Here is a 500-nt window from a genome sequence, read left to right as displayed (position 1 = left end):
AATTCTCGGGCTGCATCCTCTATGCGGAGATCGCCAAGCGGGTGAAGAACCCTGATGTGCGCCAGCTGTTCAAGCTGCTCTCGCGCGACGAAAGCCGGCACGCAGGATTCATCAACCACACGCTGAAGGACGCGAAGATCGGGGTCGATCTCGGCTTCCTGACGAAGACCAAGAAATACACCTACTTCAAGCCGAAATACATCTTCTACGCAGTCTATCTGTCGGAAAAGATCGGCTATGCCAGGTACATAGCCATCTACCGCCAGCTGGAGCGGAACCCGGAGAACCGCTTCCACCCGATCTTCAAATGGTTCCAGGACTGGTGCAACGACGAGTTCCGCCACGGCGAGGCCTTCGCGCTGCTGATGCGGTCCGACCCGAAGCTTCTGGAAGGCGGAAACAGGCTGTGGATCCGCTTCTTCCTGCTGTCGGTCTACGCGACAATGTACGTCCGCGACCATATGCGGCCCGAGTTCCACAAGGCGCTCGGCGTGGACCCG

1 protein-coding gene is annotated in these 500 nt (G+C 58.6%); it reads left to right on the top strand.

Going from position 1 to position 500, the window contains the following annotated elements:
* Positions 1-500 (top strand): magnesium-protoporphyrin IX monomethyl ester (oxidative) cyclase (gene acsF / locus DM995_RS20540; RefSeq protein ID WP_116970890.1); only part of this gene is annotated, 500 nt, incomplete at both ends.

It is taken from the genome of Blastomonas sp. UPD001 (assembly GCF_003426715.1).
Classification (GTDB): domain Bacteria; phylum Pseudomonadota; class Alphaproteobacteria; order Sphingomonadales; family Sphingomonadaceae; genus Blastomonas.
This window is presented reverse-complemented; position numbering and strand designations above follow the sequence as displayed.